Source organism: Gordonia aquimaris, from assembly GCF_026262595.1.
GTDB classification, from domain to species: Bacteria; Actinomycetota; Actinomycetes; order Mycobacteriales; family Mycobacteriaceae; genus Gordonia; species Gordonia tangerina.
This window is the reverse complement of record NZ_JAPKFM010000004.1, coordinates 137896-162571: the sequence shown is the minus strand read 5'-3', so window position 1 is coordinate 162571 and position 24676 is coordinate 137896. Positions and strand designations below refer to the sequence as shown.

Annotated in this window: 19 protein-coding genes and 1 pseudogene; 12 read left to right on the top strand and 8 right to left on the bottom strand. The window is 67.0% G+C overall.

The window, feature by feature from the left end:
• Nucleotides 1–38: 38 nt before the first annotated feature.
• Together OSB52_RS06040 and OSB52_RS06035 are read left to right on the top strand one after the other, a co-directional pair.
• The gene (locus OSB52_RS06040) at nt 39–707 is read left to right on the top strand and encodes a hypothetical protein (protein WP_235722870.1); all 669 of its coding nucleotides are present in this window, start codon (nt 39–41) and stop codon (nt 705–707) included.
• Between the two features lie 10 nt (nt 708–717).
• A complete protein-coding gene (locus OSB52_RS06035) occupies nt 718–1731 on the top strand; it encodes an AraC family transcriptional regulator (RefSeq protein WP_266060730.1) in 1014 nt (337 codons plus the stop codon).
• Nucleotides 1732–1750: 19 nt separating this feature from the next.
• Here the strand turns inward: OSB52_RS06035 and OSB52_RS06030 are convergent, their stop codons facing one another.
• Complete coding sequence (locus OSB52_RS06030; RefSeq protein WP_266060727.1) at nt 1751–2371, bottom strand: LysE/ArgO family amino acid transporter; 621 nt, start codon at nt 2369–2371, stop codon at nt 1751–1753.
• An 80-nt stretch (nt 2372–2451) separates the two neighbouring features.
• Here OSB52_RS06030 and OSB52_RS06025 point away from each other — a divergent pair, with 80 nt between their 5' ends.
• On the top strand, nt 2452–3369 hold the full coding sequence (locus tag OSB52_RS06025) for a LysR family transcriptional regulator ArgP (RefSeq protein WP_266060725.1): 918 nt from the start codon (nt 2452–2454) through the stop codon (nt 3367–3369).
• A gap of 87 nt (nt 3370–3456) precedes the next feature.
• Nucleotides 3457–5343: pseudogene (locus OSB52_RS06020) on the top strand (alkyl/aryl-sulfatase).
• A 38-nt stretch (nt 5344–5381) separates the two neighbouring features.
• Here the strand turns inward: OSB52_RS06020 and OSB52_RS06015 are convergent.
• On the bottom strand, nt 5382–6680 hold the full coding sequence (locus tag OSB52_RS06015) for an MFS transporter (RefSeq protein ID WP_266060723.1): 1299 nt from the start codon (nt 6678–6680) through the stop codon (nt 5382–5384).
• A gap of 96 nt (nt 6681–6776) precedes the next feature.
• On the opposite strand from OSB52_RS06015, the gene OSB52_RS06010 reads away from it, so the two are divergent.
• The gene (locus OSB52_RS06010) at nt 6777–7256 is read left to right on the top strand and encodes a DUF2231 domain-containing protein (RefSeq protein ID WP_266060721.1); all 480 of its coding nucleotides are present in this window, start codon (nt 6777–6779) and stop codon (nt 7254–7256) included.
• A 43-nt stretch (nt 7257–7299) separates the two neighbouring features.
• Nucleotides 7300–7989, top strand: coding sequence for a response regulator transcription factor (locus OSB52_RS06005; RefSeq protein ID WP_235722875.1), 690 nt, complete (start codon nt 7300–7302; stop codon nt 7987–7989).
• On the opposite strand, the gene OSB52_RS06000 is transcribed toward OSB52_RS06005, so the two are convergent.
• Nucleotides 7950–9395, bottom strand: a complete 1446-nt coding sequence (locus tag OSB52_RS06000) for a sensor histidine kinase (protein WP_235722876.1) — start codon at nt 9393–9395, stop codon at nt 7950–7952. The two genes, OSB52_RS06005 and OSB52_RS06000, sit on opposite strands and share 40 nt — an antisense overlap.
• A gap of 154 nt (nt 9396–9549) precedes the next feature.
• On the opposite strand from OSB52_RS06000, the gene OSB52_RS05995 reads away from it, so the two are divergent.
• Entirely contained in the window at nt 9550–10239 is a 690-nt protein-coding gene (locus tag OSB52_RS05995) for a phosphatase PAP2 family protein (protein WP_235722877.1), read from the top strand.
• Here OSB52_RS05995 and OSB52_RS05990 read toward each other — a convergent pair.
• On the bottom strand, nt 10166–11182 hold the full coding sequence (locus OSB52_RS05990) for an iron-containing redox enzyme family protein (RefSeq protein ID WP_266060719.1): 1017 nt from the start codon (nt 11180–11182) through the stop codon (nt 10166–10168). The genes OSB52_RS05995 and OSB52_RS05990 overlap by 74 nt on opposite strands.
• An 89-nt stretch (nt 11183–11271) precedes the next feature.
• Between OSB52_RS05990 and OSB52_RS05985 the strand changes: the two genes are divergently transcribed.
• Complete coding sequence (locus OSB52_RS05985) at nt 11272–11508, top strand: CDGSH iron-sulfur domain-containing protein (RefSeq protein ID WP_235722879.1); 237 nt, start codon at nt 11272–11274, stop codon at nt 11506–11508.
• A 20-nt stretch (nt 11509–11528) separates the two neighbouring features.
• Here the strand turns inward: OSB52_RS05985 and OSB52_RS05980 are convergent, their stop codons facing one another.
• Both OSB52_RS05980 and OSB52_RS05975 read right to left on the bottom strand, forming a co-directional pair.
• Nucleotides 11529–15791, bottom strand: coding sequence for a non-ribosomal peptide synthetase (locus OSB52_RS05980; protein ID WP_266060717.1), 4263 nt, complete (start codon nt 15789–15791; stop codon nt 11529–11531).
• A gap of 209 nt (nt 15792–16000) precedes the next feature.
• Nucleotides 16001–17053, bottom strand: a complete 1053-nt coding sequence (locus OSB52_RS05975; RefSeq protein WP_266060892.1) for an alpha/beta hydrolase — start codon at nt 17051–17053, stop codon at nt 16001–16003.
• A 152-nt stretch (nt 17054–17205) separates the two neighbouring features.
• Here OSB52_RS05975 and OSB52_RS05970 point away from each other — a divergent pair, with 152 nt between their 5' ends.
• A complete protein-coding gene (locus OSB52_RS05970) occupies nt 17206–18393 on the top strand; it encodes an MFS transporter (RefSeq protein WP_266060716.1) in 1188 nt (395 codons plus the stop codon).
• 19 nt (nt 18394–18412) lie between these two features.
• Here the strand turns inward: OSB52_RS05970 and ku are convergent, their stop codons facing one another.
• Nucleotides 18413–19387 carry a non-homologous end joining protein Ku gene (gene ku / locus OSB52_RS05965; RefSeq protein WP_235722882.1) on the bottom strand — a complete coding sequence of 325 codons (975 nt, stop codon included), beginning with the start codon at nt 19385–19387 and terminating at the stop codon, nt 18413–18415.
• A 71-nt stretch (nt 19388–19458) separates the two neighbouring features.
• Here ku and OSB52_RS05960 point away from each other — a divergent pair, with 71 nt between their 5' ends.
• Nucleotides 19459–21840 (top strand): ATP-dependent DNA ligase, encoded by a 2382-nt coding sequence (locus OSB52_RS05960; protein ID WP_266060714.1) that lies wholly within the window; start codon nt 19459–19461, stop codon nt 21838–21840.
• 55 nt (nt 21841–21895) lie between these two features.
• Nucleotides 21896–22612 carry a dienelactone hydrolase family protein gene (locus OSB52_RS05955; RefSeq protein WP_266060712.1) on the top strand — a complete coding sequence of 239 codons (717 nt, stop codon included), beginning with the start codon at nt 21896–21898 and terminating at the stop codon, nt 22610–22612.
• A 20-nt stretch (nt 22613–22632) separates the two neighbouring features.
• On the opposite strand, the gene OSB52_RS05950 is transcribed toward OSB52_RS05955, so the two are convergent.
• Nucleotides 22633–23658, bottom strand: coding sequence for an alcohol dehydrogenase catalytic domain-containing protein (locus tag OSB52_RS05950; protein ID WP_266060890.1), 1026 nt, complete (start codon nt 23656–23658; stop codon nt 22633–22635).
• A gap of 214 nt (nt 23659–23872) precedes the next feature.
• Between OSB52_RS05950 and OSB52_RS05945 the strand changes: the two genes are divergently transcribed.
• Nucleotides 23873–24631, top strand: coding sequence for a metallophosphoesterase (locus OSB52_RS05945; RefSeq protein ID WP_266060711.1), 759 nt, complete (start codon nt 23873–23875; stop codon nt 24629–24631).
• Nucleotides 24632–24676 lie beyond the last annotated feature (45 nt).

The following is a 24676-nucleotide window of genomic DNA, read 5'->3' as shown; positions in this document are numbered from 1 at the left end:
CCGTCGCCCCGGTCAGACAGTTCGAAACGGGAGTTGGGATGAGTATTGCGGATGCCGGCGCCGACCGGATCGGTGCGGCGCTAGCCCCGACCTTGCGGAAGCAGTGCTGGGGCTTCATGATCGGCTCGGCATTGTTCGCACTGGGGTCGGCTCCGGGCTTCGGACAGTGGGCCGGTGCCGCGGCGTCGAACATCTGCTACTTCATCGGCGCATGGTTCTTCACCACCGCCGGCTTGATCCAGTTGTTGCGCAGCGGCGACCGCACCGCGCCGGTGACGTACGGGACGGGCCGGATGGTGCGAGCCGAGTGGTTGACCGCTGCATCCCAATCGCTCGGCACAGTGCTCTTCAATGTGAGCACAACAGCCGCCATAGCCGCCCACTCGATCCCGTCTCAGCGCCATCTCGTATGGAGCCCCGACGCCGGCGGGTCATTGGCCTTCTTGGTCAGCGGCGCAGTCGCGTACATCGCCTACTATCGTGCGACAGGGACGAACTGGGCACCCCGGCGCGCCGACTGGTGGTCGGTGCAGATCAACTGGATCGGGTGCGTGGCATTCGGCGTGTCGGCCGTGGGCGCCTACATCACCCCCGACGGGGTGACGGTCGACGCCACAGTGGCGACGGTGGGGACGTTCATCGGCGCGCTCTGCTTCTTCTTCGCTTCGCTCGTCGTGCTGCCCAGGCGGCGGACGCCCAGTGCGTAGGACGGGCATCATGACGGACAGGCCATCGACGCGACTGACCTGTGACCTGGTTTCGGAGTGGACGACCCGGCTGGAGGCTTACGCCGGAACCAGTCCCCCGACACCACCGATCGGGCGCTTCGGGGCCGACGGCATGACCCAGTACAACGCCCTGGTCGACGTGAGCACACCAGACCCCGACAACTTCGGGGCGATGTTGTACCGGCGCACCCTGTCGAAGCTGACCACATACTGTGCACTCCACACGCCGATGCTGTTGGAGAGAACGCCGCAGTTGGTGCGTGCCAGGCCATATGAGAGTGTCGTCGTCCATGTCAGCTCCATGCCCGGCCACATAACGGTCCGACAAGGAACCCGTGATGTCGCCTATCGGCCAGGCCAACTGGTATTCGTGAACTTGGCCGTCCCGTACAGCCAGTACTGCGAATCCGTCACCGACCCCACCGGCATAATCATCCCGACCGAGATGCTGGGACGTCTGCGGAGGACCGCAGAACTGACCGAACGCAGCGGGGCGTCATCAACTCTCCTGGCGCGCGCAGCGGCGGGATTCGTCACACGGTTTGCTGCCGACACCGCGCTCTCGTCCGGGCCTGTCCCACCTGTCGACACCGAGCTGGCCGCCGTGGACTTGATCGCCGCGGCGCTGGCCGAACTCAATGTCGAGAGATACCGCCTCGAGGACAACACCCTGTTCGTTCACGAGGCCGCGCTCGACCTGATCGAACGTCACCATCGCGACCCCGATTTCTCCCCCGACGTGATCGCAGAAGAACTCCATGTGAGTCGGCGCCAGATCTACCGCCATTTCGAGAACGCAGGGCAATCCGTGGCGGGTCTCATCGCGGCACGACGAGCCCGCAGCGCGCGCGAACTCCTGGAAGCCAACCCTGCACTATCCATCTCGGAAGTCGCGGCTGCATGCGGATTCCCCAGCGTCGCCACGTTCAGAAACCGATTCCGACAGCACTACGGAATCGGACCGCGAGATTACCGAAAGTCTGTCCTGCAACCGCAACGATGACTGTCACGCCGGCGGTCCGCTACACCGACAGCAGCAACCCCGCCCCCACCACAAACATCACCACGGCGACGATGGCATCGAGGATGCGCCACGACCGGGGCGAGCCGAAGAACCGCGACAGCCTGGTGGCGCCACCGCCCAACGTCGCGAACCAGAGCAGGCTGGCCAGGCACGCACCCACCGCGAACGCCCACTTCGCGTGTCCGTGACTGTTCGCGATCGCACCCATGGTGAGCACGGTGTCGAGGTAGACGTGCGGGTTGAGCCAGGTCAAGGCGAGAGTCATGCCGATGGCCGCCCACCGGCTCAGCGTCGCGGCCTCCCCGGCATTGGCGACGATCGCCTCGGAACTGCGTAGGCAACGCCGCGCCGCCATCAGCCCGAGCACGATCACGTAGCCGCCGCCGAAGATCTTGGCGACTTTGACCACCGACGGATGAGCGGCCACCAACGCACCGAGACCGGCCACCCCAGCCACGATCAGCACCACGTCTGAGATGGCACACACCACCACCACGGGCACCACATGCGCTCGCGCAACCCCTTGGCGAAGGATGAACACGTTCTGCGGACCGATCGCGATGATCAGCCCGGCGCCGGTCAACAGGCCGGCTACGGCGGCAAGAACGTAGGTCGTCACGACTACGAAGTTAGGAGGCACCGCATCAACAGTCCAACGAATGTTTTTCACGAATCATGAATCAGACTTATGATTCCGAAATGGAGATCAGCCAAGAGGGTGTGCAGACGCTGGCCGCAGTCTTGCTGGAGGGCACCTTCGACGGTGCGGCCGGCGCGCTGCACATCACCCCGTCCGCGGTCAGTCAGCGGATCAAGGCACTCGAGGCGTCGGTGGGCCGGGTGGTGGTGCGCCGGACGAAACCCGCCACCGCGACACCCGACGGTGAGGTCCTGGTGCGACTGGCCAAACAGTGGGATCTGCTGACGGCCGAGGCGCGCGCGGAGCTGCTCGGTGGCGATCCCGCCGACCCGCGGGGTCCACGCATACATCTTCCGATCGCGGCCAACGCCGACTCGCTGGCGACCTGGTTTCTGCCCGTGATCGCCCGGATGCACGCCCGGCACCCGGTCGCCATCGAGGTGCTCCGCGACGACGAAAGCCAGAACAGCCGGTTCCTGCGGTCGGGAGAAGTATTGGGCGCCATCACCTCCGACCCGCTCGGCATCCGGGGCTGCACCATCCGCCCCCTCGGAGCAATGCGATACCTGCCGGTCGCGACGCCGGACTTCGTCACCCGATGGATGCCTGACGGGCCGACGACGGATGCGCTGGCACAGGCGCCGATGGTGTTGTTCGATCGCAACGACTACATCCAGCGCGACGTCCTGACCCGACTGGCCGACGGGCCTGTCTCGCCACCGATCAATTACGTACCGGCGTCCACCGAGTTCCATCGCGCCGTCGAACTCGGCATGGGGTGGGGCGCGGTCCCCGAGGTGCAGATCGCCGACGCCCTGCGGTCGGGCCGGGTAGTCCGGATCGTCGACGACCACGCGGACGTCCCATTGTTCTGGCAGTACTGGAAGCTGAGCTCCCCGGTGCTGGATTCGTTGACGGCGCTGACGGTGGCGGCGGCAGCCGAGCATCTCGTGCCCACGAGACAACCAAACCACTGAACGCGATCGACCAACTCGCACGACAGGTTAGACAGCGGTTGATGACTCGTTGGTTGACTCGACGCACCACCACCGATCTAATGACCCCTGACCCAGGAGCCGCGAGATCCGATCGAATCCATTGTGTCGCAGCACCGCGAGGTTTTGAACCGATTGCCATTCGGCGACACAACAGATTTCGAGGATGCGCAGCACGGATTCATCGCGTCGGCAGAGTCATGTGTCATCCGCAACGACGACGGCCGCGTGGTGTGGGACAACGACTCGTATGCCTTCGTGACCGGTGAGGCGCCGGATTCTGTCAATCCAAGCCTCTGGCGCCAATCGACGCTGACCTCGATGCAAGGCCTCTATGAGGTCATCCCGGATCTGGTATATCAGGTGCGCGGATTCGACGCCTCCAACCTCACGTTGATCGAGGGCGACGAAGGCGTGATCGCTGTCGACCCGCTGGTCTCCGCCGAGACCGCAGCGGCCGCCCTGGCCCCCTACCGCGAACACCGCGGACAACGTCCCGTCACCGCCGTCATCTACACCCATTGCCACGCCGACCATTACGGCGGCGTCAGAGGCGTCACCACCCAAGAGGACGTCGACGCCGGCCGGTGCGCGGTGATCGCACCCGAGAAATTCGTCGAACACCTCGTTACCGAGTGGGTCTACGCCGGTGGGGCGATGGCACGACGCATCAGCTACATGTACGGCACCGTGGTCGACCGTGACCCTCGAGGACAGGTGGGTGTCGTTCTCGGACAGACGAATTCGACCGGATCGATCACCCTGATCAACCCGACGATCGAGATCACCGACACCGGGCAGGAACACACTGTCGACGGGCTTCGGCTCGTGTTCCAGCTTGCGCCGGGCACCGAGGCCCCGGCGGAGATGCACTTCTATCTGCCCGACCACCAAGCGCTATGCGTCGCAGAGAATGCCACGCACACCCAGCACAACCTACTCACCCTCCGCGGCGCCGAGGTGCGTGACGCGCACGCGTGGGCGCACTACGTCCAAGAGATAATCGACATGTTCGGCCACACCGCCGAAACAATCTTCTCGCCGCACCACTGGCCGATGTGGGGTAATGAGCGGATCGTCGAGTTCCTGTCGCTGCAGCGAGATCTGTACGCCTACATGCATGATCAGACTCTTCGGCTGCTGAACAAGGGCTACACAGGCATCGAAATCGCCGAAATGATGACACTCCCGCCCGCCCTGGAGAAAGGCCTGGCACGCACGCGGCTACTACGGCTCGGTGAGCCACAACGTCAAGGCCATCTACCAGCGCTACATGGGGTGGTTCGACGGGAATCCGGCACACCTGTGGCAGCATCCCCCCCCGAGGAGCAGGGCAGACGGTACGTGGAATACATGGGAGGCGCTGCCGCGGTCCTCGAGCGCGCCCGGAAGTCCTTCGACGACGGCGATCTGCGCTGGGTGGCCGAGGTGGTCAGTCATGTGGTGTTCGCCGAGCCGGACAACACCGAGGCCAAGGAACTACTCGCCGACGCGCTGGAACAACTCGGGTACTGCGCAGAGAACGGGACCTGGCGCAACATCTACCTCGCCGGCGCCTACGAACTGCGCCGCGGCAACTTCGGCACCCCGGTCTCCAGTCGGTCGGCCGACACCCTCGCCCAGCTCACACCACCGCAGATCTTCGACGCATTGGCGGTCCAGATCGACGGACCCCGCTCGTGGGATGACACCATCAATCTCGACGTCGTGCTGCCCGACACCAACACGACCTATCGGGTGCTGCTGCGAAACGGCGTGCTCACCCACACCGCGGCACCGGCCGCGAACCCCGCCGATGTAACCATCACTGTGCCGGCCAACCGCCTGTTCACGGCGCTCACCGCCGCCGATCCCACCGACGCGGGTGCGCAGGTCAGCGGTGACCCCGCAGCCCTCGGTCGGCTGGCCGGCTACATCGATGCGCCCGACCCGGACTTCGACATCGTCATGCCGTGAGGGGCGGTGGGTCCGCCATACCGTCGGACCCACCGCATTCAGTTGATTGCCGTCACGTCCGTCAGCACCACCCGCAACGGATGCTCGATCTCGTCGCGCCACAGTCGGGCGGCGAGGTAGAAGGCGCCGGCCACCGGCACCGGCAACAGTCCGGCCAGCACGAAGGTGGCGGTGAGCCCGATGGCATGGCTGATCGGCGCGGCCACCGCCATCGACACGGGCATCAACGCAACAGACACGAAGAAGTCGAGACTGGCCACCCGACCCAGTAGTTCGGGCGGCACCCGCCGCTGCAACAGCGTGCCCCACAACACCATCGGGCCGTCGAACATCACGCCCATCAGAAGGCCGGCGGCGACGAACATCCACGTGGCGTCGGCGACACCCATGATCACCAGGGGCACACTGGAGAAGCTCCAGATGCCGAACATGACCGACAGGTACCGTCGCGGCATCGGGATCGACGCGAACACCAGCGAGGCCGACGCCGCTCCGATCCCGAACCCAGTCAACACCAGCGCGTGATCGGATGCGCCGGCGCCGAGTTCACGCAACGCGAACGGCACCAACACCTCGATCGGCCCCATCACCGCGAGAACGAGAATGCACGCGAAGAACAGCGTCGCCCACAACCACGGGGTACGCCACATGTACGCGAACCCCTCGAGCAGATCGGTGACAACCGACCGCACCGGATGCGCCGTGGTCGCGGTCAGATCCCGTCGCACCGTCACCGGCGTCATCGCCACATACGCCAACGCCGACGACGCGCTGGCAACGCCGGCGAGTACGATGGCCGCCGCCGGTGAGGCCATCGAGATGGCGCCGCCGGCCACGATGGGCCCGATGGCCTGAAAGATCACCGGCCGCAGAAACCCCTCGATCCCGTTGGCCGCCTGCAACTGTGCGGCTTCCACCACGCTGGGCAGCAGCGCCGAGTAGGCCGGGTAGTACATGCCCATCGTGATGCCGCCGAGCAGCGATGCGCCGATCAACACCGGCAGGGACAACACGCCGAGCAAGCCGGCGACACCGACGATGCCGAAGGCTGCGAGCTTGACCAGTTCCAGCCCGATCATGATGCGCCGCTGCGACACCCGATCGGCGAGGATGCCACCCGCCAGGGTGGACACCACCATCCCCACCGCGGCGACGCCGGTCACCACGGCGAGCTGCCCGGGGCCACCGCCGAGTTCGATGACCTGCCATACCACCCCGACCGTCCACACGCCGTCGGCGAACATCGCCAACATCAACCCGAGAACGAGCAGCCGGTACTGCCGCAGCGCGAAGGGTTTCAACGCCGCGGGCAGTTGGTTTCCGGCCGACACGCTCACCTACCCAGCTTGCCGGATATGCAGGTCAGCAAGCCAACGATTTTCTTTCACCCGCATTTCAGCGCTTCTTCAACCGAAGCTCGCTACTTTCGCTGTGTGGATACTCTCAACGGATTGCCTGCGCACCCGCTCCTCGTGCACATCCCGGTGGTCTTCGTGCCCTTGACGGCTCTCATGGCCATCGTTGTCGTGTTGTGGCCGGCGGCACAGCGCCGGCTGGGAATCTTGGTGCCGCTGTTCGCCCTCGCCACCCTGATCGCGATACCGATCACCACCAGCGCCGGCGAAGCACTCCAGCAGCAGCTGGGCAACCCGCCGTTCATCGAGCACCACGCCGAACTCGGCGAGCAGATGATCTACTGGTCCGGGCCACTGTTCGGCCTCACCGTGCTGTGGTGGGCGTTGCACAACGAGCGGATCGTCGCTGCGGTACAGACCCGAGTGCCGTCGATGACCGGCCTGACCCGGCGTGTGGTGGACATCGTGCTGGCCGTGGCGATTCTCGCCGTCGCCATCGCATCGATCGTGATGGTGTACCGCATCGGTGACAGTGGCGCCCAGGCGGTATGGGGGTAGCCTATGAACCGAACAGCGCCCGAGCCGCACGGACATTGATCTCATGCGCGTGTTGGTGATCGAAGACGACCCGCGAGCGGCCGAGACGTTACGGCGAACGCTCACGGCAGATGGCTGGGCGGTGGATGTCGCCGAGGACGGCGCCGAGGGTGTCGAGACCGCATGTGTGCGTACCTACGACGTCATCGTCTGCGACATCATGATGCCGGTGCTCAACGGCTACGAAGCGGTCCGCGAGCTCCGCCGGCGCGACGTGTGGACTCCGGTCATGATGCTCACCGCCAAGGACGGAGATTACGACCAGGCCGATGCGTTCGACCTGGGCGCCGACGACTACCTCGTCAAACCCTTCTCCTTCGTGGTCCTGTCCGCCCGGCTCCGAGCTCTCGTGCGCCGCGGCGCACCGGAGCGGCCCGCGATCCTCCGCGCCGGTTCGCTCAGTCTCGACCCCGCCCGGCGTGAGGTTCGGCGCGACGACGAGCTCATCGAGTTGACCGCTCGAGAGTTCGCCGTCCTCGAATACTTCATGCGTCACAAGGGATCGGTGGTCTCCAAGGCCGAGATCATCGCGTCGGTATGGGACGCCCACTACCGCGGCGACGACAATATCGTCGAGGTCTACGTCGGTTACCTTCGTCGGCGCATCGACACGCCTTACGGTCGCCGGTCGATCCTCACTGTCCGCGGCGCCGGCTACCGACTTGCCGAGGACGGCGGCGACTCGACTGCCTGATCCGTTTCCGGTAGTGGCAGTGACACAGTGATGGTCGCACCGCCGCCGGGGGTCTCGGTGACTCCGACGGTTCCGTGATGGGCCCGGACGATCTCACCGACGATCGACAGACCCAGTCCCACCCCGCCGACGCTACGCGTGCGGGTCGGGTCGAGCCGCACGAATCGCTCGAAGATGCGTGCGCGATCCGGCTCCGGAATTCCTGGACCGTCATCGGCCACCGACACTTCGGCCGTGGCACCGCAGATCGCCATCGAGACATCGACGGACGTTCGGGCGTGACGGGCAGCGTTGTCGCTCAGATTGCGCAGAACCCGAGAGATCTGGCCCCGATCCCCGCGCAGACGTACCGGGAGGACGGTGGCGGTGACCGTCAGGTCGGTGGTGAGGTCAAGCCGGGTGATCTCGTCGTTGACGAGGTCGTCGAGGTCGATATCGGCCAACTCGGGAGTCATCCCGAACTCATCGGCACGGGCGAGCAGCAGCATGTCGTCGATCAGATCACGCAATCGATGTGCCTCCGGCAGAAGCAGAGTCGACACCGTCGCGTGGTCGATCGGCTCGCCGGTTCGGCGTGCGAGTTCGAGCAGTCCCAGAATCGTAACCAGGGGGCTGCGCAACTCGTGTGACGAGTCGCCCACGAAGCGCACCTGTTGTTCCCGGGCGAAGGCCAGCCGGTCCAACATCTCGTTCATGGTGGTGGCCAGGGTTGCGATCTCGTCCTCGGTGGCCGGCACGGGAATGTGCTGCGCGCGGCCCGAGCGCGAGATCGCCGCCACCTCTGCGCGGATGGACTCCACGGGCCGCAAAGCCCTGCCCACCAGATAATGGGTGGCGACGACGGATGCGGCGACGATGATCGGGAAAACCACGCACAGCACCGCGAACACCGTCCATACCGTGGCATGGATCGGACCTTCCGCGGCGCCGACCACAACGGTCACCGTTTCGTCGTCCGGGGTCGCGACGCCCTGCACCGTCACGCGATATTCGGGCTCATCATCGCCGTACGCGGCGTCGACGACGGTCTGACGCTGATCGGCCGCCACCGGCCCCACGATGCCGCGGCTTTGCTGGTCACCCGAACTGGCGGCAACGACCCTGCCAGCCGGATCCAGAATCTGGACCAGGTCGATCGTGTCGGTGTGGACGAGCAGCGCCGGATCGATCCCACCCACACCGTCCGTGGCGGCCGAGTCGGCGATCTCGGTGGCACGCGAGGACGTCGCCGCATCCGCGGAGGAGGTGAGCGAGTGATACAGCACGAACAGCACCACACCGCCGGCGATGGCCAGAGCCAACGTCAGCATGCCTGCGCCGAACACGGTCAGCCGCGTGCGCACACTGGTGCGCCGCTGCCGCACACCACGACCCGACGGGTGACGTCGGCGCGACCGCTTGGGCATCCCCCGAATGTACGTCGTCGCGACGCCTTCCCGAACGGCCCGCAGAGACCGGCAACGTCCGCGCCGGTGCGCACCCGCGCGGGCACCTGTCACTTTCAGCCGGCATTCAGCGGCGTACAGCAGTCCCACAGGTGCCTAGCCACATGCTGGCCTCATGAAGCGGTTCTCGGCCCTCATGATCGCGACCGTCCTACTGTTGCTCGTGTTGGCGTACGGAGTGGGCGTGATGACCCGACACCAGCCGTTGGAAGCGCTCGACGAGTCCACTCTCCAATTCGTGCTCGATCACCGGGACCCCACGCGCAGCGGCATCGTTGTCCTGGTCACCGCCCTGTTCGGACCCCTGTGGGTCGCGGTGATGACGATGACAGCAGCGGGAGTCGCATTCGTCGCCGACCGCACCGTGGTTCGTGCGCTGACCATCGTCGCCACCGTCAGCGCAGCAGGCGGGATCTGCGAGATCCTCAAAGTTGTCGTACACCGAGCGCGGCCACCGGCAATCGATCAGATCACCACGGTAGAGACCGTCAATTCCTACCCCTCGGGACATGTGACGGGCATAGCCGCCCTGCTCCTGGTGTTGGCCGTGATCATCACCCATACCACGCTCACGCGATCGATCGCGATCATCTCGGCCCTCGCGCTCACCGCGGTGGTTGCGGCGACTCGGCTGTACATGGCAGCGCACTGGCTCACCGACGTCTCCGCGGCGGTGGCGCTCGCCGGCGCAGCAGCGCTCACCGTACCGGTTGCGGTTCGCGGCGTCGTTCTCAGATTCCCCATTGCCGCAACAGGTACTGCGCGACATCGGCATCCAGCGCAAGGGCGGCACGAAAGCCGGTGAGCAGATCCATCGACAGCGTCGGCTCGGCTTCCAGCAGCGGAACGGCCATGTCGTACAAAGCGATCTGCTCGTGCACGGCATCGGCCTCGACGTGTTCGTCGAAGAATGCAGTCGCGGCATCGCCGTAACCCAGTCGTCGAAGACCTTGTGCGTTGCGTTTGTTCGGGATCGACGAGGTGCACTCGAGTGCCAGCAGGTGGCCGACGACCGCCGCCCGCAGTTCACGCCGTGAAGCGAACAATGTCAACGCATTCGACCATGCCAGGGTGATGGCCGGCAGCCCGCTGGCGTAGAGGGCGTAGTCGGTGGTCAACCCGAGTGCCTGCATTGTCCGAGCGAACAGCGTCGAGTGCATCCACTCGTGACGTCCGCCGCCGTACTCGTCGCTTTGGATCTCCACCAGGGCGGCCTTGGCGCGGCCGGTCAACCGCGGGATGGCGGTGGTGTGCGGATCGGCTTCACGCAGGTGGTAGAGCGACCGATGCCGGAGCAGGTCCTGGTAGTGTTCGACGGTCCCGTTCGTCGCAAGGTGCACCGACAGCGGTGGTGAGTCCACGGCGGCGAGCTCGGCGCGCACTCGATCAGGCAGCTCGGCGGCGGTACACGCCACGATCGGACCTGTCCGATCCCGGATCGCGGCCTCGAGTGCACCACCCAACCGCCACCGCAGATCGGCCACCGCGGGATGTTCGTTCCAACGGTCGTCGACACCGGCCAGTCCGCGACCGTCTAGCTCGGCCAGCAAGAACCATGTGCGCTGTGCGTCGAGGTTGTCGAGAAGCGTTGCATCGTGAGGGAGCGTCAACAGCGCCTGATCGCCGACCGCCAGGCCGCGGCGTGGGTCGTGTGGGTTGCCGTCGAGCAGTTCGGCCAGGGCCCGACCGAGGTCACCGCACGGCTCGACCATCGGGCAGCGCCCGGCCCCAACGGTTTCCGTGGTCACGTCGCCATCCACCCACGTTCGGCCACCGGTCGGCGGCTGCGTTCGTCAACTCGCTCGCGTCCGGCCGCCTCGTGGCGCACCATGGTGATATGGATTCCGCTCAGTTCGAGAACCCGCGCAGTGCGCGTCGCGCCCCCGCGCGCATCACGGTCACCCCCGGTGGCCCCCTGGTGGTGCGTGGCGACGTCGAGATCGTCGACACCCTGGGCGATCCGGTGCCGCGGCGCCGCGCCACGGTGGCCCTGTGCCGGTGTGGCCGGTCGGCGATCCAGCCGTACTGCGACGGGAGTCACGCGGTTGGTCGTTCCCCCATCCGCGGCGAGTGAGTGGCGTCGAGGCTGCCGGGTCACATCGACTCCACGCGCTGCACGATGCGTGTCGACACCGCGTCGATCTCGCAGTGGCCGAATGCTTCTGCGCTGCCTGTCATCCGCACGACGAGACCGCCATCACGGGTCGGTGAGCCTTCCACCTGCAGCAGCCACCGTGTGTGCGAAGGCGGGAACACGTGGAGTCGACCGGGGTAGGCGGCAGTATCGATCGCCGGTGTCCACCCGATGAGCAGCGGCACCGCGAACAGGTGGCCGTCCACCGCCGGACGCCCGAGAGCGCACAGCACGTCCTCCATGGGCTGCGTGGTCGCGTCGATACATGCTCGGGCGACCTCGGTGGCACACCGATGATCGGCATCGGCGTCGAGCGGGATCAGCGCGCTGAGGACGAAATCGCCGACGACGTCCTCGGAGCCGGCCGGCCGTCGGGAGATCGGGGTTGCCGACATGATGTGTCGATCGCTGGTGACATCGGCCAGCGCCGCCGCGACGACGCCCCGGAACGCCTCGAACGGTGTCATGCCCCGGGCGGCGGCGTCCTCAAGAAAACGCTCGTAGAATCGCACACCGATCACGGTCCTGGCGCGAACTGCCGCGGCGATCGGCAGGTGGGCGGGCGTGATGCCGGCCAGCGTCCACGCCGCATCCGGTGCGGCAGAGACGATGTCGGCGTGGCGAGGGTCTCCACTCGACTCGGTCGGACAGTGCCACGGCCCGGTCGGCGCCGGCGGCAGGCGCCGACCCTGCATCAGCGCGGTCGCCTCAGCAGCCACGATCGCCAGCGACTGCCCGTCGACAGCGATGTGGTGCGCGACGATGACCACCGCCGTCACGGTGCCGGCGGGGCCGGTGACCATCGCGACAGCGACCGGAGGAGCGGTTCGCACGTCGAGCTTTACCGAGAGTTCCGCAGCGATCAGCTCCAGATCGGTGCGTCCGGGCGTCGCCGGCGACTCGGTCACCGACAGCACCGCGTCCACCGAGATGTGCGATTCGGTGTGCACGACCGGACCGTCGGCGGTGTCGGGAAAGCTGGAGCGCAACAACGGGTGTCGGTCCAGCAGTGTCTGCACCGCAGAACGCACGTCGGCCGGCTCGGCCGCGGCTGCAGACTCGGGTACCCACGCGATGCGGATGAGTTGCGCGGCCCGATCACCGGGTTCGCGGGACACGGTGCGCTCGGCGGCAGACAGAGAACGCTCGCACTGCCGCTCGCTCGGCGAGGGCGACGGTCGCGAGGGCTGCCGGGGTGTGTCCGACATCCGGGCGGCGACCTCGGCCAGAGCGGGTGCGGTGAGCAGGTCGTTGGCGGTGACCTCGGGATATCCGGCGGCGGCGAGTACCCGGGCGGCCCGTATCACCGCCAGCGAGTCGCCACCGTTGTCGAGGAAGCTGCGATCGAGATCGATCGACGTCACGCCGACCGCGTCAACGACGGCCTCGAGCACCAGCTCTTCTCGTACCTCCCGGGGCCGACGAAGCGCCGGCTGTTCGGGCAGGTGGTGCGCATCGAGCGCCCGCCGGTCGAGCTTGCCGTTGCCGGTTCGGGGCAGCTCGTCGAGACTGACGATCCACGACGGGATCATGTAGGTCGGCAGACTCCGCGCGAGATGGCTGCGCAGATCGCCGGCATCCGGTGACGTACCGGGTGATTCGGGTACCACGAAGGAGATCAGCGCCTTTCGGCCGGAGGGCAGTTCACGCAGGACTGTGGCGCTGTGCCGCACTGCGTCGGCCATGCTCAGCGCGGCATCGATCTCGCCGAGTTCGATGCGCAGTCCGCGCAGCTTCACCTGGTGATCTCGGCGCCCCAGGATGTGTACCTCCCCGTCGTCGGTCCACGTGGCGAGATCACCGGTTCGGTACATCACCGGGTCGTCGGCGAACGTGCACGCCTCGAAGACGGCGGCGGTCTGTTCTGGGTCGTCGAGGTACCCGTCAGCCACCTGGGGACCCGAGCAGTGCAGGGTACCGAGCGCGCCCGGTGGTTGGGGCCGTCCTCGGCGGTCGAGAATCGCTTCGGTCACCCCGACCATCGGTGGTCCGACCGTCACCGGTCGGCCCGGAACGAGCTCGCCGGAGAAGTTGATGCTGCACCGGGTTTCGGTGGGCCCGTACGCATTGCGCATCCTCACGCGGTCGCCCCAGGTTGCCACCAGCCGGGCCGGGATGGCTTCGCCACCGAGCACCACGTGCTGAAGTCGGTCGGCGACACCGACGGGCAGGGTGTCGAGTACCGACGGCGTCACGATGATGTGGGTGACGTCGCGCTCGTCGATCACAGCGGCGAGCGCGTCACCGCCGTGCGCCGTCGTCGGTGCGACGACCAGGGCAGCGCCGGTGGCCACCGAAGACAGCATCTCGACGATTCCGGTGTCGAAGGTGGGCGCGGATGCGTGCAGCATCCGGGATTCCGGTGTGAGCGCATATGACCGCCGGATCTCTGCCACCAGCGCAGGAATTCCGCGATGTGGCATGTCCACACCCTTCGGCTGACCCGTCGATCCGGAGGTGAACAGTAGGTATGCGCGGTCGTCGGCACCGCGGTCGATCCCGGGGGGTTGCCATGCGGGTTCGTCGGTGGTGTCCGATGTGGACTCGTCGATGCCGGTGATGTCGAGTTCCACCCAACGCACCGGCGGCGGACCCGGTCGGCCCGGGGCGCACAAACCCACTCGGACATTGGTGCGCGCCAGAATTTCCCGCGTCCGGCTTGCGGGCGCGAATGGATCATTGACGGGCACCCACACTGCGCCGGCCCGGACCACCGACCAGAACGCCACGACCGACGTCGCCGACCGGTCGACGCACACCGCCACCGCGTCCCCCGGTCCCACCCCCTCGCTGATGAGCGCCCGGGCACCACGATCGGCGGCGGCCACGAGGTCGCCTCGAGTGAGTACGACATCACCGTCAAGGATCGCCGGCTCCGCCGGACGGTGCGCGCGAAGGTGCTCGAGCATTCCCGCGGTCGGTACGAACGGTGGCGCCGGCGGCCCACTGCGGCAACGGAAACGGCCCCACTCGCCGGGCAGGAAGATCGACCTGTCCGACACCGGCTCGTGCCCGTCGATCTCGTCCAGCGTCGCAGCCAGGTGTCCGTCGAATCGGGCAGCCAACGTCGCCAACCCATCCGAGTCGACCCGCTCGGACGGCGCCTCCCAGGTGATCGCCCGCAGTCCGTCGTGATCGGCCGGGTGCAGGGTGACCGCCACATCGCCGACCGGTCCGGTCCGCAGCACCTCGATCTGCCAGTGCACCCCGTCCACGGTGGGCCGGCTCACCGCAGGTAGGAGGTTGACCACCGCACCGAAGTCGGTGATGTCCTCGCGCGCACGCATCATCTCTTCACGCCGGAACAGCTGGTGGCGCAGGCTTCCCACCACGGTGGTGGCGACCTGCGTGACGGCACTACGCACTGGCCTATCGCCGATCCCGTTGAGGGACAGTGGAATCACGTTCGACAGGGGTGCGACAGTCCGCTTGCGCACACCTGATGTGCGGGCCGCGACCGGCAGCGACAATCCGACGTCGGTAGTGTCGAGCATCCGCGCGCAGAAGGTCGCGAAGGCGGCCACTGTCTCGGTGGATGTCGGCGACCGTTCGCCCGTCACCTGCCTCGTGACGCGGGTGATGGCGGAGGTCGGGACGGTCGGCGCGCCGGCGAGAAACGATGATTCGTGGCGGGCCAGAGTGTCTGCCCAGTACGACGCGTCGGTATCGTGCCGATCAGACTGTTGGTAGCGCGCGTCAGCGCGGTCGATGTCTGCGTCGCTCGGTACGCGTAGATCGCCGGCACACGCGGTTCCGCCGTACACATCGGCGATGTGTCCCATCACCCGCCAGGCGCCGGCACCGTCGGTCAGCACATGGTGGACGCGTACCACCCAGTGATGCAGTTGCGGGTGCATGGTGTGCAATTCGCTGCGCCACAACGGTGTGGTGAGATCGGCGCCGTCGAGCGCATCGATGAACTCGTCGGCGCGCAGAGCGCCGGCGGTCACCGGGTCGGGCTCGCCAGAGAGATCCACGAGTTCCACCACGGCCCGCCCGGAGCCTGCCGGCCGCAGCGGCTGCGCGCAGTCGGGGTCCGCGGGAGACAGTTCGGGCGGGATGTGCACGTCGTGCCAACCGATGTGGTCGAGCACGTCCCGGGTCGACCGGATGAGGCGACGGGTGTCGAGGGGTCCGACGAGGGTGACGCGGAAGGCGACCACATGCGAGACCTGGGGCCGAAACAGTTGCGCCAACCAGAGCGCTCGTCGGGCGACCGTCACCGGTGCACCGGCCCTGTCGCCGAGATGCACGCTCGATGAGACGTTCCGATGGCCGCGAGGTCATTGCCGATTGTGTGTACCACCTGTCGTCGGGTTACGACCCGACAGGACTTCGGCGACCGTCCGGTCGCCGCGGTTCCCGCCGCCCCAGTGAGTACTCATACCGCCAACCTATGGTGCAGAAGTTGAAAGGGTGCTGAACCCGCGGGTCAGGCCCCGAGCGCCCGCGCGAACATCGGCCAGGACTGGTGCATCTGGTCCTGCCAGTATCCCCAGGAGTGCGTACCGGCGGCCGGGAAACGCACGGTCGCCGGGATGCGTAGTGCCGCCAGCCGACCGGCCAGGGTCTGCGTGCAGTATCGCGACACCGCCTCGGAAACACCGCCGACGGCCACCTGGTCGGCCAGTGCCCCGACGTTCCCACCGATCCTGCGGTCGCTCAGCGTGTCATGCGCGCCGGGTAGACCGGTCGCGGCGCTGATCCAGAGTGCGGGTGTGCGATTGCGCAGCTTGTAGGCGTTCACCACCGGGTCCTGTGCGGTCCATTGCGGGTCTCCCGGCGGACCGTACATGTTGCTCGCGTCGGCACCGCCCGGGAAGAACGCGACGGACCGAAGTGCGAGCTGCCCCTGGGGAGAAGCGGTGTCCGCACACCCGGAGTACGCACCGACAGCGCGGTACATTCCGGGATGGTTCTCGGCGATCCGGATCACCGCGGTCCCCGACATCGAGATCCCTGCAATCCCCCGCGACCGAGCGAGCCCAGTGACGCCGCCGTGTGCGCGTTCGAACGCCCGGGGCAACTCGGAGGTCAGGAAGGTCTCCCACCGCAACGGCCGATTCGTGGTGACCCCGAAGCGGAAGTTCGCAGCCGGATCGACACGCCGCCAGTCCGCGTAGTAACTCGCGGCGCCGCCGATCGGGGTGACGGTCCAGACGTTCTTGCGGGCGTAGAAGGCGTTGGCGTCGGTGGCGTGCGTCCAGTCGTCGTCCTTCTCGCCGCCGGTCGATCCGCTCAGCAGATACATCACAGGCGCACCCGGATTGTTGTTGGCCGGCGACTGCACCAGCACCGGGACCTGGGTGTGCATCGACGGCGACCACACCGAGGCCACAAAGTTGCGTGGCGACGTCCGCGTCTCTCGGTAGGGCGCGGCCGAGGTGGCGTGTGCGTACCGAACACCGTCCAGGGTGTCCCCGCGTGCCGGGGTGTGACCTGCGACGACCGCGGTTCCGATGACAGCGGACAGCGCCAGCAACATGGCCGCGGCACTGCGGGTCACTACTCGAATCGACTGTGGCATGGGGCCCTTTCGGGTCGCGGAGTGCCCGGGATCGGCCGCCGGACAATGCCATAGTAGGCACAGGGCCGGTGTTACCCGGAGCGCATTGGGTCAAACGTCCAGGAGGTGACATGACCGGCCGCGGATCAGCGCAGAACGCCCGGCCCGTGATGTTGGGCGTCACCGTGCTCGCGCTCACCCAGTTCGTGATCATCGTCGATGAGACCGCGGTCTCGATCATCGGCCCGGTGATGGCGCGGGACCTGCATCTCGGAGCCGAAGCCCGACATGTCCTGATCACCCCGTTCGCGGTGGCATTCGTCTGTGCGCTGCCACTCACCGGAGCACTGCTTCGGCGAGCCGACCCGCGGGCCGCCGTGATCCCGGCAGCGATCGCCTTCGCGCTGACCGCGGGCGCAGGCGCTGCGGCACAGAACCTCCCGCAACTCGTCGGGGCACGGGCTGCGCAGGGTGCGGCCGCGGCGGTCAGCGCAACGTGCCTGCTCGCGTCTGTGCATCTGGTCACGTCCGGGCACCCGCTGCGGGTCCGCGCATTCGCCGTGTTCTCGCTGGTATCCGGTGCCGGGGCCGTCTCCGCGCTGGTGCTGATCGCACCCTTGGCGAGCGCGTCGTGGCGCTGGTGTTTCGTCGCGGTCGCCGTAGGGGCCGTGGGGTGCGCCGGCGCATGGATGGCGGTGTCGCGGCGACTCCGGCGATTGTCGCCGGAGTCGCCCGATGCGCCCGACCCCGCACTGTCCGGGGACGTGCCACCGCGGCCAGACCATCTCACCGCGTGGACATTCGCGGCCGTCATCGGAGCAAACGCCGTGCTCGCACTCACCGTGATCAGTGTGAGCTTTGAGCTCCAGCAGGATCACGGGTGGTCGCCCACCCAGATGGGCTGGGGGTTCCTGGTGCTCAACGGTGCCGCCGCGCTCGGTGCCCTCACGGTGGCTCGAGTCGGCGCGGCGAGCTCGGTGCGCCTGCCGTTGATTGTCGGCATGTTCGTCCTCGCCGGTTCCTGCATCTTGTCGGCGACCGTTGCGAGCACGCCGATCACGTTGCTCCTCATCACGATCCCGGTGGGTCTCGGTATCGGGGTGGTGTTCCCCGTCGCCAATCACGGCACCCTGGACACCGCAGGCGCACGTCCGGTCGGGCGGGCCGCGGCGCTCGGGGCCGCGCAGCAGGCAGGACTGGCGGCCGGCGCGATCGTCGCCGCCACACGTTCAAACATCGTGGTGCTGGGGGTGGCGGTCGTCGTCGCCGTCGGGGTACTGACCGCCCTGCTGCTGACCGCGACAACCGCCCGCACCTGATACGCCGATGGCGCGGCCGCTACGCAGACTTCTTGGCAGCGGTCTTCTTTGCCGTGGTCTTCTTGGCGGCCGTCTTCTTCGCCGTCGACTTCTCGGTGGTCTTCTTGGCCGCGGTTTTCTTCGCCGGCGCCTTCTTTGCCGGTGCTTTCTTCGCCGCCGCCTTCTTGGCCGGTGTCCTCTTCGCGGTGGACTCCTCGTCGTCGGATCCACCGCCGGAGTCCTTGTCCTTCACCGATGCTCGCAGCGCGGCGAGCAAATCGGCCACCTCGGAGTCCTCGTCGGCCTCGGGCTCCTCGTCACTTTCCGGGAACGCCTCGGCACCATCGGCCTTGGCTTCCACGAGTTTCGACAGTTCGTTCTGGTAGCGGTCCTCGAACTCCGACGGGTCGAAATCCTTGGCCATGGTCTCGATCAACGACGCCGCCATGTCGAGCTCCTGCGGGCGGATCTCGGTGTCTTCCTCCAGGAACGGGAAGTCCGCGGCACGCACCTCGTCGGGCCACAACAACGTCTGCAGCGTCATCACGCCGTCCACCACCCGCAACGCAGCCAACCGGGTGCGGTTACGCAACGTGAACTGGGCGATGGCGAGTCGTTCGGTCTTCTGCAGCGCCTGCGCGAGCAACGCATACGCCTTCGGCGATTTCGACGATGGCTCGAGGTAATAGGGCTTGTCGAAGTAGATCGGGTCGACCTGTTCGGTCGGCACGAACTCCAGGATCGAGATCTCCGGGCTCTTCTGCACCGGCAGCGTCGCGAGGTCCTCCTTGGTGAGGATCACCGTCTCGCCGGAGTCGGTCTCGTAGGCGTTGGCGATGTCGGAGTAGTCCACCTCGGTGTCGGTGCCCTCCCGCACCCGGCGGTACCGAATTCGCGTGCCGTCCTTGGAATCGACCTGGTACGACCTCCGGTCGTGACTTTCCGTGGCGGAGTACACCTTGACCGGCACGTTGACCAGGCCAAAGCTCAGATCGCCCTTCCAGATCGAGCGCATGCGCCCCATTGTGCCACCCATTCGCGCGATCCTCGGCCCCGACGACAAGTCGGGCGTGGACAATGGACGTCATGGGTGGTGGTGAGAGCCTCGACATCGACGGCCGGCGTATCCCCATCACCAATCTCGACAAGGTGCTGTTTCCTGCCACGGGGACCCGGAAATTCGAGGTCATCGACTATTACTCGCGGATCGCGGCAGTCATGTTGCCGCACCTGGCGGGCCGTCCGATCACCCGCAAGCGGTGGCCGAACGGGGTCGAGTCGATGCCGTTCTTCGAGAAGGATCTACCGTCATCGGCGCCGGATTGGCTCGCACGGTTCGGCGAACAGCACAGCAAACGCGTCATCACCTACCCGCTCGCGACGTCGCGGGCCGACCTGGTGTGGTTCGGGCAGATGGCCGCGCTGGAACTGCACACCCCGCAGTGGCGCGTGCCGGCCGACGAGGCAGCACCCAAGGCTGATCGCCTGGTCCTCGACCTCGACCCCGGGCCGGGGGTGCCGCTGACGCAGTGCGCTCAGGTCGCGTTGATGATTCGCGACATGCTGGAGGCGGCCGGGCTGACGGCATTCCCGGTGACCAGCGGTGGCAAGGGTATGCACCTGTACGCCCGGTTCGATCGGCCCGTCTCCCCCGATTCCGCCCGCACGGTCGCCAAGCAGATCGCCACCTCCCTGGCGGCCGCACATCCCGACGACATCACCGCGACCATGGCGAAATCCGTCCGTACCAGCAAGGTGTTCATCGACTGGAGCCAGAACAGCGGATCGAAGACCACCCTCGCGCCCTACTCGATGCGTGGCCGCGAGCAACCATGGGTGGCCGCACCGCGCACCTGGACCGAACTCAGCGAGCCCGATCTCGCGCAGTTGCTGTTCAACGAGGTCCTCGAATGGGTCGACTCCGTCGGCGATCTCCTCGCCGACCTCGACGAGCTGCCCGAACTCGATGACGCCTCCCCGCCCCCAGCGGAGACCCGGAGCGCCAACGGAGGGTCGCCACGTTGGGCCCCCGAACCGAATCCCGTCGTCAGCCTCGGCGAGTACCGCCGCAAACGTGACGCCGACAAAACCCCCGAACCCTTCGGCGACGACGCCCATCGCGAACGGACACAGTCCGAAGACACCCCGGGCGACCCGATCTTCGTCATCCAGGAACACCACGCCCGGCGCCTGCACTACGACTTCCGGCTCGAACGCGACGGTGTGCTGGTGTCCTGGGCGGTGCCGAAGAACCTGCCCGACGACCCGGGTCAGAATCGGCTGGCCGTACACACCGAAGACCACCCGATGGACTACGCCGACTTCGAAGGTGACATCCCGGCCGGCGAATACGGTGGCGGCCACGTGGAGATCTGGGATCGCGGCACCTACGAGACGGAGAAGTGGCGCGACAACGAGGTCATCGTGCGGTTGCATGGCAACCGAATCCAGGGCCGCTACGCATTGATCAAGACCGGTGACAAGAACTGGCTCGCACATCTGATGAGCGACGAGCCGCGACCGATCCTGCCCGACAGCCTGCGTGATCCGCGGCCGATGCTGGCCACCGACGAATCGATCGAGAACCTGGACGGGCGAGACTGGGCGTTCGAGGGTAAATGGGATGGCTATCGAATCCTGTTGCGCTACATCGACGGGAACTTCCGACTCACCTCCCGATCGGGCATCGACATGACCGCCGACTTCGCCGAATTGCAGTCCATTGCCGATGATCTGGGGCTCATCGACGTGGTCCTCGATGGCGAGGTGGTGGCCCTCGACGCCAGCGGCCGCACCAATTTCACCCTGCTGTCGGCGCGCAACAACACCGACGAGGAGCTGACGCTGAAGTTCTACATCTTCGACATCCTCTACCTGAACGGGACTTCCCTGCTACGCAGGCCGTGGTCGCAGCGTCGTGAGCTGCTCACCGAACTTGCGCCGGCCTTCGCCCGTTCGGCCTACGCCGAGGTTCCGGCGTTGCTACCAGGGCCAGGCCGCGCGGCAGTCGAGGAGAGCCGCGAACAGGGCTACGAGGGTGTCGTCGCCAAGCGCCGGACGTCGACATATCAGCAGGGTCGTCGCACCACCCAGTGGCTCAAACACAAGAACTGGAGCGACATCGAGGTGGTGGTCGGCGGCTACCGCCCGGGCCGGGGCAATCGGGCGCACACCATCGGCTCATTATTGCTCGGGCTCCCCGAGGACAACGGGCTGCGGTATGTGGGCCGCGTCGGCACCGGCTTCACCGACGCCCAATTGCGGTCCCTGGCCGAGGAACTCGAGCCCCTGCGGATCAACCGCTGCCCGTTCGTCGACAAGCTCGACCGACCGGTGGCCTCCAGCGCCGTCTGGGTGCTACCCAAGATCGTCGGCGAGGTCCGGTTCATGGACTGGACCACCACCGGCCACCTGCGCCATCCCAGTTGGCGCGGCATCCGCCGGGACAAACTGCCCGGCGACCTGTGAGGAGAAGGGAGGACCCACGTCCAACGAACTCATCGCCATCAGCACTCCCGACGGCGTGGCTGATGCCTATGTGACCACTCCCGACGACGTGCCCGGCCCCATGCCCGGTGTGCTGTTCATCGTCGACGCAATCGGCTTACGTCCGCAGACAAAGGCGATGGCCGATCGGATCGCGTCCTGGGGCTATGTCGTACTGGCGCCCAACGTGTTCTACCGCGACGGGACCGCTCCCACTTTGGAACCCGTCGGCGACCTGACCGAGCCGGAGAACCGTGCGACGTTCATGTCCGAGGCAATGTCGCGGGTGAAGGCACTCACCAACGACCTCGCCGAGCGTGACCTGTCGGTCTACATCGACACCCTCCGCGGGCGCGACGACGTCCGCCACAGCGACATCGGTGTCACCGGCTACTGCATGGGCGGCCGACTGGCGTTGCTGGCCGCGGCGACCCGCCCCGACGCGGTCGGTGCGATCGGTATGTTTCACACGGGCGGCCTCGTGACCGACAACCCGGACAGCCCACATCGCCTGCTGCCGAGAATCCGAGCTGATGTTCTGGCGATTCACGCAGACCAGGACCGTTCGCTGCCGCCGGAGGCCGTCGCCGAGTTCGAGCACGCGTTGACCTCATGTGGGGTCAGCCATTCGGCTTGGGTCCACGAGGGTGCCCACCACGGGTTCACCATGGCCGACACGGCCGTGTACCACCCGGCGGCGTCCGAAGAACACTTCGAGCGACTCGACGAGCTGTTCACCCGAACACTTCGTTGACGCGCGGTGGGTGCGGGACCCTAGACCTCGAGGATGACCTTCACGCAGTCGGCGGAACGCTCCGCGACGCGCGCGTAGGCTGCCGCGGCGTGCTCCAACGGCATGCGGTGGGTGAAGATCCCGTCGGTGGACAGTTCGCCGGAACGCACCAGCGGCAGGAGCTCCGGCCAGGCCTGCTGGATGGGTGCGGTGGTGGATCGCAGGGTGACGCTACGGATCAGGGCCATGGTCGCGGGGAACGGGAACGGGTTGAGGTCGTGCACGCCGACGACCGACACCGTGCCGCCAGCCCGAACAAGCGACAACGCGCTGCTCATGGTGGTGTCGCTGCCAACCGCGTCGATCACCGCGTGCGGCCCCCGTCCACCGGTCTGCTCGGTCAGGACCCCCAACTCCGAAGGGTCCAGCCCGACCGCACCACTCGCGGCGGCCGTCGCACGACGACCGGCCACCGGGTCGACGGCGTAGACGGTCTCGGCACCGAGCGCCAGGGCGCTGCGCACCGCGCACAGACCCACCGCCCCCAACCCCATGACGACTGCGCTACCACCGGCCGGGATGTCGGCGCGCCGGGCGCCGGCCCAGCCGGTCACCAGGTTGTCGGTCAGCAGCAGCGCCGCCTCGGCGCCGAGATCGTCGGGCATCGAGAGCAGTTGGAAGTCCGCGGCCGGTACCGCGAGGAGTTCGGATTGGGCACCGCCGAGAACGCCGCATCCGAAGATGACCGGCCCCTGCACACAGGTAACCGGGTCCAGCGTCGAACATCCATCGCATGCACCGCAACCGGCCACCGACGACACCACCACCCGGTCGCCGACGGCATGCTCGCGCACCTGCGACCCCACCTCGACGACGGTGCCGAAGGCTTCGTGCCCCAGGGAGATCGGCGCGATGAGCGGGTAGTCACCTTCATAGAAGTGGAGGTCGGACCCGCAGATCGCGGTCTGCTCCACCTGCACGATCGCGCCGTCGGGGCCGGGCAGGACCGGGTCGTCGACGGTGTCGACCCTGACCTCACCGGGGTTCTCGATCAGTACGCTTCGCATCAGCAGATCCCTCCAGCACCCGCGGTCGACGGCGGCCATCGAAGATGTGGCCATCGTTGAGGTGTGGGGTCCCCCGACCCTGCCGCGTTCATCGGTACACAGTAGGCAGCCGACGCGGCCGCTCGTGGCTTTTTGCGCGGCGACGACGGCCCTCGTCGCGCCGAGGACGGGTTGCTTGACTAGCCTCAGGTTAGTCAGTGAGCAAGGAGCGTGAGTGTTCGTCGTCGCCCACATCAGCGACCTTCATTTCAACGGCACGCGGTACAACCGCCGCCGGATCGAAGCGACGCTCGACTACATCCACGCCCGCGCCGCCGGCATCGACGCTCTGCTGGTCACCGGCGACATCACCGACGAGGGCAGTGAGTCGGAGTACCGGGAGGCCTACGGCACGCTGTACAGCCCGCTGCCGATGCTGATCACCGCCGGCAACCATGATCATCGGGAACGCTTCAACGACGGTCTGCTCGGTCACCGCAGCAGCGCGCCGGTCAACCGTTCCGAACTGATCGACGGGGTGCTGTTCGTCGTCTGCGACAGTTCCATTCCCGGCCGCAACGATGGCCACCTCGACGACGAGACCCTCGGCTGGATGTCGGAGCAGATCAGTGCTGCCGGTCCACGGGTTCCGGTGATCGTGGCGTTCCACCACCCGCCGACCACCCTCGGCATGGATTTCATGGATTCGATCCGGCAAACCGGTGAGGAACGACTGGCGGCACTGGTGACCGAGCATCCGAACATCGTGGGTTTCGTCTGCGGGCATGCGCACACCCCGGCGGTCACCATGTTTGCCGGCCGACCACTGGCGATCGCGCCGGGCGTCGCCTCCACCTTGAACCTCCCGTTCGAGGGCACCGAGATCATCAACCGCGGCCAACCGCCCGGTATCGCCTTCCACATGGTGTCCGGTCTCGACGACGGACCCGACGCCTGGCGGCTGATCACTCACTATCGGTCGGTGATGTTCTAGAACTCGGGCGAGTGCGACGAACGTGCCGAAAACCGCTACGTTCGA

Excerpts from the sequence above, each read along its gene's own strand:
- OSB52_RS06040 (WP_235722870.1), top strand. The coding sequence starts at position 39 with ATGAGTATTGCGGATGCCGGCGCCGACCGGATCGGTGCGGCGCTAGCC.
- OSB52_RS06035 (WP_266060730.1), top strand. The coding sequence starts at position 718 with ATGACGGACAGGCCATCGACGCGACTGACCTGTGACCTGGTTTCGGAG.
- OSB52_RS06025 (WP_266060725.1), top strand. The coding sequence starts at position 2,452 with ATGGAGATCAGCCAAGAGGGTGTGCAGACGCTGGCCGCAGTCTTGCTG.
- OSB52_RS06005 (WP_235722875.1), top strand. The coding sequence starts at position 7,300 with ATGCGCGTGTTGGTGATCGAAGACGACCCGCGAGCGGCCGAGACGTTA.
- OSB52_RS06000 (WP_235722876.1), bottom strand. The coding sequence starts at position 9,395 with ATGCCCAAGCGGTCGCGCCGACGTCACCCGTCGGGTCGTGGTGTGCGG.
- OSB52_RS05995 (WP_235722877.1), top strand. The coding sequence starts at position 9,550 with ATGAAGCGGTTCTCGGCCCTCATGATCGCGACCGTCCTACTGTTGCTC.
- OSB52_RS05985 (WP_235722879.1), top strand. The coding sequence starts at position 11,272 with ATGGATTCCGCTCAGTTCGAGAACCCGCGCAGTGCGCGTCGCGCCCCC.
- OSB52_RS05975 (WP_266060892.1), bottom strand. The coding sequence starts at position 17,053 with ATGTTGCTGGCGCTGTCCGCTGTCATCGGAACCGCGGTCGTCGCAGGT.
- OSB52_RS05970 (WP_266060716.1), top strand. The coding sequence starts at position 17,206 with ATGACCGGCCGCGGATCAGCGCAGAACGCCCGGCCCGTGATGTTGGGC.
- ku (WP_235722882.1), bottom strand. The coding sequence starts at position 19,387 with ATGCGCTCGATCTGGAAGGGCGATCTGAGCTTTGGCCTGGTCAACGTG.
- OSB52_RS05960 (WP_266060714.1), top strand. The coding sequence starts at position 19,459 with ATGGGTGGTGGTGAGAGCCTCGACATCGACGGCCGGCGTATCCCCATC.
- OSB52_RS05950 (WP_266060890.1), bottom strand. The coding sequence starts at position 23,658 with ATGCGAAGCGTACTGATCGAGAACCCCGGTGAGGTCAGGGTCGACACC.